Source organism: Yersinia sp. LJYL362 (genome assembly GCF_048323875.1).
In genome coordinates this window covers 1-8,583 of sequence record NZ_JBLWEX010000021.1, presented here as the reverse complement: position 1 = coordinate 8,583, position 8,583 = coordinate 1, and the positions used below count along the sequence as shown (strand labels likewise).

Below are 8,583 nucleotides of genomic sequence, written 5' to 3'. Positions count from 1 at the left end.
CTCTTGAACGCCTGAAAAATGGTCGTTTAGATATTCTGATTGCAACTGATGTTGCGGCTCGTGGTTTGGACGTTGAGCGCATCAGCCTGGTAGTAAACTATGATATCCCTATGGATTCAGAGTCTTACGTCCACCGTATCGGTCGTACCGGTCGTGCTGGTCGTGCTGGTCGTGCATTACTGTTCGTTGATAGACGTGAACGTCGTCTGTTGCAGAACATTGAACGTACTATGAAGATGACTATTCCACCAGTCCAATTGCCAAACGCAGAATTACTGGGCGAACGTCGCTTAGCCAAATTTGCGGCTAAAGTTGGCCAACAGCTGGAAAGCAGTGATTTGGATATGTACCGTGCGTTGCTGGCTAAGTTGCAACCAGAAGAAGGGTTTGATATTGAAACTCTGGCTGCTGCACTGCTGAAAATGGCACAGGGCGAACGTCCTTTGATTCTGCCTCCAGAAGCACCACGTCGTCCACAGCGTGAATTCAATACTCGCGATGACCGTGGTAGTGATCGTGGTCGTGACCGTAATGATAGCCGTCGCGAACCTCGTTCTGACAGCCGTGACGGTGGCGAACGTCCCGCACGTCGCGAACGTCGTGATGTTGGCGAGATGGAACTGTACCGCATTGAAGTTGGCCGCGATGATGGTGTTGAAGTTCGTCATATCGTTGGCGCTATCGCTAACGAAGGGGATATCAGCAGCCGTTATATCGGTAACATCAAGCTGTTTGCTTCGCATTCAACTATCGAGCTGCCAAAAGGCATGCCGGGCGAAATGTTATCTCACTTCACCCGTACTCGTATCCTGAACAAGCCGCTGAACATGCAGCTGTTGGGTGATGCACAGCCGCATGAGCGTCGTGAGCGCCCAGCCGGTGGTGAGCGTCGTGGTGGTGCTGGTCGCCCAGCGGGTGGCGAACGTCGTGATGGCGCAGGTGCTCCTCCTCGTCGTTCATTCGGCAGTGACCGTGCTCCAGCCGGTGCTGGTGAACAGCGTCGTGGCAATCGTGATGGTCAGCGTCCAACTGCACCACGTCGCGATGATGCCGCAGCGCCAGCCGCACCTGCTCGCCGTCGTTTCGGTGACGCATAAGTCTTAGTCATCTTTGATGATTAAAAATAAAAACCAGCCCTCGGGCTGGTTTTTTTATGTCTGGAATATCGAACCTGTCAATAGATTACAGACGATCGACTGGGCACAAGTCGGGTTGCAAACTGGCGACTATCTCAAATGAATCCAATCGAGCCTGATGATCAAAAATCTGGCCATTGACCATCAATTCGTCGGCCTGAGTTTCCCGCAATAATGCCTGAAGCCCATGTCGGACTTTGCTTTTATCACCAATGATGGACAGTCGCAGCGCTTGATCAACACCAAACTGTTCAGCTGGCAAGCAGATTTTCTCCATATCGTCGACTGGCGGGGGAAGTTGCCCCGGTGTGCCACGGCGCAGATTGACAAACTGCTGCTGCATTGAGGTAAACAAGAAACGGGCATCACGTTCACTCTCAGCGGCGACAACATTCACACACACAATGGCATAAGGTTTCGGCCATTGAGCGGAGGGTTTGAAGTTTTCGCGATACAATTTAAGCGCCTGGAATAGCATGTCCGGCGCAAAATGCGAGGCGAATGCGAAAGGTAGCCCCATGGCAGCCGCCAGTTGCGCGCTATACAGGCTGGAACCCAGCAGCCACAGAGGAACATGCAAACCTTGACCGGGGACAGCTTGTACTGCTTGCCCAGGTTGCACCTCGGCAAAGTAGTTTTGCAGTTCGCGCACATCAGACGGGAAGTTATCCACCTCACTGGAGAGGTGGCGGCGCAGTGCCATCATGGTGCGCTGATCCGTGCCGGGAGCCCGGCCCAGGCCGAGGTCGATACGGTCAGGATACAACGAGGCGAGGGTACCAAACTGTTCAGCTATCACTAATGGTGAATGGTTTGGCAGCATAACACCACCTGAACCGACGCGGATGGTGCTGGTACCGCCGGCGATATAGCCAATCAGCACCGAGGTCGCAGCACTGGCGATGCCCGTCATATTATGATGTTCAGCCAGCCAGTAGCGGTGATATCCCCACTTTTCAGTATGTTGAGCTAAGTCCAGCGAGGCATGAAATGCCTCTCGTGGGGTCTTGCCTTGTGCTACCGGCGATAAATCCAGAACCGAAAGGGGTACGGGTGAGCTATCTGCTATAGAAACATTGTTATCATTCATAGAATCGTCCATCTTAACCTTATGTCGAGTCGCTTGAAGGGCGAACGCATTTTCCCTTCGTCCTTGACGTTGCAGGGCTGTTAGCTGCAACACCAATGACTGTGGGATCTATTCAGTTATAACCGCATTAATTTACCCACAAAAAATGACATAAAATGCGAGGCTATTACCCTTAGCAGCATAATCTAAATAGGGGTTGCTGAAGGGGGAATAAATGCGGCGATTAAAGGACTCGTGAACCTATGAAGAAGAAAACGTTATTTACCCTGTTGTTAGTGGTGGTGGCAATAGCCATGGCGGTGCTGTTCCGTGCACATAATCAAGATTTGTTATTGCAAGGTGAAGTGGATGCGCCGGAGGTTATTGTCTCGTCTAAAGCCAAAGGACGGGTGGTTGAACGCCATGTAGAACGCGGTGATGATGTTAAAGTGGGGCAATTGCTGATGACATTGGAAAGCCCGGAGTTGATGGCTCAATTGGCCGGGCTGGCTGCGGCTCGTGACCAAGCACAGGCGCAGTTAGATGAGTCATTGCATGGCACGCGGGAAGAGAGTATCCGCAATCTAAAAGCCAATTTGGCGCAGGCGCAGGCAGAATACGAGAATGCGCTTCATACCTATAATCGCAATAATAGCGTGGCGGCAAAAGGGTTTATCTCGGCCTCTGAGCTTGAAAACTCGCGCCGTGCCAAAGATACCGCCTATCAGCAGGTTCAGGCCGCGCAAGCTAATTTGGATGAAGGTTTACACGGCGACCGCTCGGAGTTGCGCGATAAATATGCCGCCGCAGTACGTCAGGCCGAGCAAGATTTAGCTCAATTGAAAGCACAAACCGACGATTTACAGGTGCGCGCGCCGGTCGCCGGTGAAGTGGGTCCGATCCCGGCGGAAGTGGGTGAGTTACTCAATGCCTCCAGCCCGTTGCTGACATTAATCCGCCTGCCGCAAGCTTATTTCGTGTTTAATTTGCGGGAAGATATTCTCGCCAATGTGCGCAAAGGGGACAAAATCACCCTTAGAGTCCCTGCGCTAAAAGACCAAGAAATAACGGCTGAAGTACGCTATATCGCGCCATTAGGCGACTATGCCACCAAGCGAGCCACCCGCGCTACCGGTGATTTTGACTTAAAAACTTTCGAAGTTCGTCTCTACCCTGCACAGCCTGTCGATGGTTTGCGCCCGGGGATGAGTGCACTCTGGCAGTGGAAAGAGTAAGTGGAAAAGTTCAGAGGCAGGGGTTTCGACAGAATACAGGCGGGCTGGCGCTGTTTTAGTCGCTATTTTGGTCAGGAAACTCGATCGGCGTTTCGCAGCCCGGTATTTCACTGGTTAAGCTGGTGCTTCCCGTTGTTACTTTTTATCTTAATTAGTAGCAATTTTTCAGAAGGAACCTTGCTGGATCTACCGGTTTCCGTGGTTGATAACGATAGTTCTCCGCTCTCAAAGTCATTAATCCGTAAGCTGGATGCAGGGTCTCACGCGCAAGTCGTCGCCTATGATGGGGGGCTAGAGGAAGCATTGCGGCGTCTGCGAAGTGCCCAGGATTATGCTTTGCTTTATATTCCAACCGACTTTGAAGCTGATGCTTTAGCGGGGCGACAACCGAGTATTGTTTTGTATTATAACGCATTGTTTTATGGTGCTGGTTTATATGCCACACAAGATTTCAGTGGATTGATAACAGAAGCCAATAGCACTTTCCGCACTATTATTGCCGGTGAAATGGGGCAAAGCTTACCCCCACTGGCAAATGTAACCCTCTCTTATGGCAGCTTATTTAATGCCAGCGGCAGTTATATTTATTATCAGCAGTTTGCAGCCACTATCCATTTATTACAGCTATTTGTTATCACCTGGATGATTTATGTGTTGGCTCGTAGCAAGGCGCTGCTGACGGCTAAACCTTTCAGTTTGGCGTTGTTGGGTAAGTTGGCACCTTATACCTTATTTTTTACCACATTATTGATGGTTGAAATTGCTATGTTAGTGGGCTTCTTTGGCGCACGGGTTAGCGGCAATCCACTATTTATGCCCCTGATTGGTTTCTTTTATGTGATGGCAGCGCAAAGTATTGGCGTGTTGCTTTTCACCTTTACCAGCAGCGCCATTACCGCTTACAGCTTGATTGGGATTATTGTCAGTATCGCGTTAACCTTTTCCGGCATGGCGGTGCCGGAGCTGTCGATGCCACTACCGGCGCGCATTATTTCCAATCTTGAGCCGCTAACTCATGCCCTCTATGCCATGTTTGATGTATTCCTGCGCCAAGTCCCCGCTAGTGCCATTTTCAGTGTTTGCGCCATTTTGCTGATTTACCCGCTGGTGACCTCTTTGTTGGTGCGCAATCGCCTGCGGGTTCGGCTGCAAAAGCAGGAGACTATCTGATGAATAGCGGATTAAAAAGCTACTGGCAGACATTTAGTCGCGTCTTGATGGGCATGCTGGAAAAACCCATGTGGCTGATGCTGTTGGTATCACTGTGTGTAATGAGTATGGTTTACGCCAATCACACGGTGTGGGATCTGCCCGTCGCGGTGGTCGATCAAGACCACAGCACCGCCAGCCGCCAATTGATTCGGCAGTTGGATGCCACCTCAAAAATTGCCATTAAGACTTATGATAATTTACCCGATGCCCAGCGGGATCTGGCATGGCGTAAACTGTTTGCGGTGATCATTATGCCGACGGATCTGGAGAAGAAGATCCTCAATGGTGCAAGCATTGTGATCCCGGTTTATGGTGATGCCACTAACCGTTTGGCTAACGGGCAGATCCAGCAGGATGTGGTGGCCGCTTATCAACAGTTGTTGAATGAATATAACAGTGGCTTATTATTGCGAAGTGGTTTTACCCCCCGCCAGGCTGAGGTGCTACTGACTCCTATCCGCGGACAAACGCTGGATGTGTTTAATCCCGGCATCAGTTTTGCCGCCATTATTTTCCCCGGTTTGCTTGTGATGCTATTACAGCACTCATTATTAATTGCTTGTGTGCGGGTCAGTATCGCCATGAAAAGCGCACCGTCGGGAAAACCCTCGATTCCGGTTTATCTGGGCGGGCTTTCTGCTCTGTTACCCATTTGGCTGTTTCTGTCGATTGTGTTGTTTGTGTTGTGGCCATGGGTCCTGGGTTATCGCCAGACGGCATCCATTGCGGAAGTGCTGCTGCTGACTTTCCCATTCTTGTTGGCAGTACTGGGGCTGGGCAAGCTGGTGACAGAGTGCCTGCGCAGTGTGGAAATGATCTATCTGACGCTCTCTTTTGTCACCATGCCAATTTTCTATATTTCTGGCACGATTTGGCCGCTACAAGCGATGCCCGGCTGGGTGCGGGCTATTTCCTCAATGCTGCCGTCAACCTGGGCCACTAAAGCTATCGCCGGAGTCAATCAGATGGGGTTGTCATTGCGAGATGTTGGGGGCGACGTACTGATGTTATTGCTGCTGGGGGCGATTTATACCCTGATAGGCATCAGTGTTGGTGCGTTACGTCACCGTGTTGGGCTACGAGCACTGTTCCGACGGAAACGAAATTCAACCTAGCGCCAGTGCCCGTTTAGCCAAACGGGGATGACACCTTCATTTCACCAGTCAATTATTCTGATAATATTCCTGATAAATCAACTATAAAACATTTCATGCTGTTTCAAGTGCTATTATCTGTGATGGATGTGACAACATCGACAAATATCGCATTAACCTTTCTGTTTGAGTGGTTAATTTTTGTTGATGGTCGTCACGCATTTACTGTTGAGAAAATGATGCATAGCAGCGTCGATACACTAGTCAGTCATATATAATTTATATTTATCAATGCATTACTGATTTATTTGTTTTGTGATGAAATAATATGCTGCATGTTGATCTGATATGTAGATTAAAATTCAGAATAAGACTCTTTTTGTAGAATAATTTTCCATTAGGGTCTCTATGCGCAGGCTAAGTTAAAAAAACATTCTCTATTCCTCGGCGTAATATAGCCAAAAAATAAGAACACCTGCCCTCTGCTATTTTTCACAATGGGTTAAATAGCAGATAACTCGCTCTGTACACTTTTATAACAATAAAACCTACTAACCAGAGATTAAGGCGAGACCTATTATGGAAACGGCAAGAACAAATGAGAGTGTCATTTTAATTGATTCTCCGGCAGCAAAAAATGCCAATATGACTGAGAGAGAATGGCGGGAAGCTATTAAGTTTGACAGCACGGATTTTGGCTGGGTAATAATGAGTATTGGGATGGCTATCGGTGCCGGGATTGTATTTTTACCGGTGCAAGTTGGGTTGATGGGATTATGGGTTTTTTTGCTTTCATCTATTATTGGCTATCCTGCCATGTATCTCTTCCAACGATTATTTATTAATACATTGGCAGAATCACCAGAATGTAAAGATTACCCGAGTGTTATCAGTGGATATTTAGGAAAAAACTGGGGGATCGTCTTAGGTGCGCTCTATTTTATTATGTTGGTCATCTGGATGTTCGTTTATTCCACTGCCATCACTAATGACAGTGCTTCCTATTTACAAACATTCGGTGTGACTGAAGGGTTATTATCCGATAATCCTTTTTATGGTTTAGTCCTAATTTGCGTGCTGGTGGCAATCTCCTCCCGGGGGGAAAAACTGCTGTTTAAACTGTCGAGTTTTATGGTGATTACCAAATTATTGGTGGTCGCAGCGTTGGGTATTTCGATGGTAGGGATGTGGCACTTGTACAACGTTGGTATGCTGCCACCCGTGGGTTTACTGATAAAAAATGCAATAATTACACTGCCGTTTACCCTGACGTCTATCTTGTTTATTCAAACACTCAGCCCAATGGTCATCTCATATCGGGCCAAGGAAAAGTCACTGGAAGTGGCTCGTCATAAAGCCTTGCGGGCGATGAATATTGCTTTTGGTATTTTATTCTGCACGGTGTTCTTCTATGCGGTTTCCTTTACGCTGGCAATGGGACACGATGAAGCGGTTAAAGCTTATGAGCAAAATATTTCAGCGCTGGCCATCGCCGCTAAATTCTTCCCCGGCGGATGGGCAACGGTAGTCAGTGTTATTTTAAATATCTTTGCGGTAATGACGGCATTCTTTGGTGTCTATTTAGGTTTCCGCGAAGCGACACAAGGTATTGTGCTTAATATATTACGCCGCATGATGCCACCTGAAAATATTAATGAGCGCTGGGTGCAAAATGGCATTATGGTCTTTGCTGTATTACTGGCATGGGGCGCGATTATATTAAATGCACCAGTCTTGAGCTTTACTTCTATTTGTAGCCCAATATTCGGTATGGTGGGGTGTTTGATTCCTGCCTATTTAGTTTATAAAGTGCCGGCGCTGCATAAATATAAAGGTCTATCTCTAACAGTTATTATTATTACCGGTGTTTTACTGTGTATTTCTCCATTCCTGGCATTCTCTTGAAATAACGGCATCTGACATTACCTGCTGTAAATGTTTGAAGGTATTTACTATGAGTAACACAACTGATTCTGCTTTATGGACGGCGTTTATCCATGTCATTCAACGGGATGTGCAACCCGCCGTAGGGTGTACTGAACCGATAGCCTTGGCGTTGGCATCCGCCATTGCTGCTTCATATTTGCCCGCGAAAGCTGAGCGTATTGAGGCGCGGGTTTCACCAAACCTGATGAAAAATGGTATGGGTGTGACAGTGCCCGGTACCGGCATGGTGGGGTTGCCAATCGCCGCCGCAGTCGGGGCATTAGGCGGTGATCCTGACGGCGGGCTGGAGGTGTTGAAAAACCTCAGCTCGCAACAGGTAGCAGAGGCGAAAACCATGCTGGATCGCGGGGATGTGCGGGTCGATATGCAGGCGGGGGATGAAATCCTGTTTGCCGAAACCACGTTATATCAAGGAGATCAATGGGCTTGTGTCACTATTGCTGGTGGCCACACTCAAGTGGTGAGAATTGTCATTAATGGCAATGTTCTGTTTGAACTGGCGCCAGAGTCCCCGTCAGAACAGGCGGCATGCCATGCTCATGATTGTCTGAAACAGGCGACGGCTCGTCAGGTTTATCAATTTGCCACTCAAGTGCCATTTGAGCAGATTGCCTTTATTTTACAGGCCGCCAAATTGAATGGGGCACTGTCGCAAGAAGGGCTAACGGGCAACTATGGTTTGCACATTGGTGCTTCACTGATGCGTCAGCGCGGGCGGGGGTTGCTGGTGAAGGATTTACTGTCTGATATCATGATCCGTTCAGCGGCGGCATCTGATGCACGTATGGGCGGAGCGCTGTTGCCCGCGATGAGTAATTCCGGTTCTGGAAATCAGGGGATTGCCGCTACCATGCCAGTAGTGGTGGTGGCAGAACACGTCGGAGCCAGTG

At 48.8% G+C, this 8,583-nt stretch carries 7 protein-coding genes; 6 read left to right on the top strand and 1 reads right to left on the bottom strand.

Features of this window, described 5'->3' with window-relative positions:
• Positions 1-1,097 (top strand): DbpA RNA binding domain-containing protein (locus ACNSO8_RS00855; protein WP_418393549.1); only part of this gene is annotated, 1,097 nt, incomplete at its 5' end.
• Between the two features lie 85 nt (positions 1,098-1,182).
• Here the strand turns inward: ACNSO8_RS00855 and ACNSO8_RS00850 are convergent.
• On the bottom strand, positions 1,183-2,226 hold the full coding sequence (locus ACNSO8_RS00850; protein ID WP_418393548.1) for a luciferase-like monooxygenase: 1,044 nt from the start codon (positions 2,224-2,226) through the stop codon (positions 1,183-1,185).
• Positions 2,227-2,468: 242 nt separating this feature from the next.
• On the opposite strand from ACNSO8_RS00850, the gene ACNSO8_RS00845 reads away from it, so the two are divergent.
• From ACNSO8_RS00845 to ACNSO8_RS00825, 5 genes are all read left to right on the top strand, one after another.
• Positions 2,469-3,440: an HlyD family secretion protein gene (locus ACNSO8_RS00845; protein ID WP_418393547.1), complete on the top strand. Its 972-nt coding sequence runs from the start codon at positions 2,469-2,471 to the stop codon at positions 3,438-3,440.
• Positions 3,441-4,610, top strand: coding sequence for an ABC transporter permease (locus ACNSO8_RS00840; protein WP_418393546.1), 1,170 nt, complete (start codon positions 3,441-3,443; stop codon positions 4,608-4,610). It abuts the gene before it with no gap.
• Complete coding sequence (locus ACNSO8_RS00835; protein WP_418393545.1) at positions 4,610-5,767, top strand: ABC transporter permease; 1,158 nt, start codon at positions 4,610-4,612, stop codon at positions 5,765-5,767. Before ACNSO8_RS00840 ends, ACNSO8_RS00835 begins: the two co-directional genes overlap by 1 nt.
• Before the next feature lie 558 nt (positions 5,768-6,325).
• Positions 6,326-7,651 carry a hypothetical protein gene (locus tag ACNSO8_RS00830; protein ID WP_418393544.1) on the top strand — a complete coding sequence of 442 codons (1,326 nt, stop codon included), beginning with the start codon at positions 6,326-6,328 and terminating at the stop codon, positions 7,649-7,651.
• Positions 7,652-7,700: 49 nt separating this feature from the next.
• Positions 7,701-8,583 (top strand): serine dehydratase subunit alpha family protein (locus tag ACNSO8_RS00825; protein ID WP_418393543.1); only part of this gene is annotated, 883 nt, incomplete at its 3' end.